Raw genomic sequence first — 1,018 nt, 5'->3', positions numbered from 1 at the left:
CGCGCCACCCACCACAACCCCCGGCAAACGAAAACGCGGCCGGCACCCGACGGTGCCGACCGCGCTCCCCGATCACCGGATCACGGCTGCATGACGCCGAAACCCAACAACCCGAACACCAGCAGGCCCAACGCGATCCGGTACCACACGAACAAGTACACGCTGTGCCGCTCCACGAACCGCAGCAACCAGGCGATCACGGCATACCCGATCACCCCGGCCACCACCGTCGCCACGATCATCTGCGCCGTCGTCGGCTGCAACCCGTACGGGCTCGGCTCGAACACGTGCGGGATCTCCGACAACCCCGCCGCGAACACCGCCGGAATCGCCAGCAAGAACGAGAACCGCACCGCCGTTGGCCGGTCCAGCCCCAACGACAGACCAGCCGTGATCGTGCCACCCGACCGCGACACACCCGGGATCAACGCCAGCGCCTGCGCGAAACCCATCACCACGCCATCGCTCAACCGCAACCGGTCCTGCGACCGCCGCTGCTGACCGAACCGCTCCGCCAACCCCATCAGCACACCGAACACGATCAACGTCGTACCCGTGATCCACAGGCTCCGGAACGTCGACCGGATGAAGTCCTGGAACAGGAAACCCAGCACACCGATCGGCAAACTACCGACGATCACGTACCAGGCCAGCCGGTAATCCTGCGTCCGCCGCACCTCGGCGTTCACCAAACCCCGGAACCACACGCCCACCAACCGAACGATGTCCTTCAGGAAGAAGATCACCACCGCCAGCTCGGTACCGATCTGCGTCACCGCTGTGAACGACGCACCGGCATCTTCACCGAAGAACAACTTCGACACGATCGACAAGTGACCGGACGAAGAAATCGGAAGGAACTCAGTGAGCCCCTGGACCACGGCCAACACCATGGCCTGCAACCACGACAACGAAACCCACTCCAGCACGATCGCGGAAACCCTTGTGCGCCCACCGGCCACCGGCCGCCGAGCCCGAAGCCCAAATCTTGCAGCATTCCCACCACCCGCCCTCCCCC

Annotated in this window: 1 protein-coding gene; it reads right to left on the bottom strand. The window is 64.8% G+C overall.

Translation table 11 applies throughout. The features are described 5' to 3' along the window. Positions 1-80: 80 nt before the first annotated feature. Positions 81-902 carry an undecaprenyl-diphosphate phosphatase gene (locus tag E1288_RS46475; protein ID WP_397525898.1) on the bottom strand — a complete coding sequence of 274 codons (822 nt, stop codon included), beginning with the start codon at positions 900-902 and terminating at the stop codon, positions 81-83. Positions 903-1,018 lie beyond the last annotated feature (116 nt).

Origin of the sequence: Saccharopolyspora elongata, assembly GCF_004348985.1 — a bacterium.
Classification (GTDB): Bacteria; Actinomycetota; Actinomycetes; order Mycobacteriales; family Pseudonocardiaceae; genus Saccharopolyspora; species Saccharopolyspora elongata.
The sequence above is the reverse complement of the archived record's forward strand: the minus strand, read 5'-3'. Positions and strand labels throughout refer to the sequence as shown.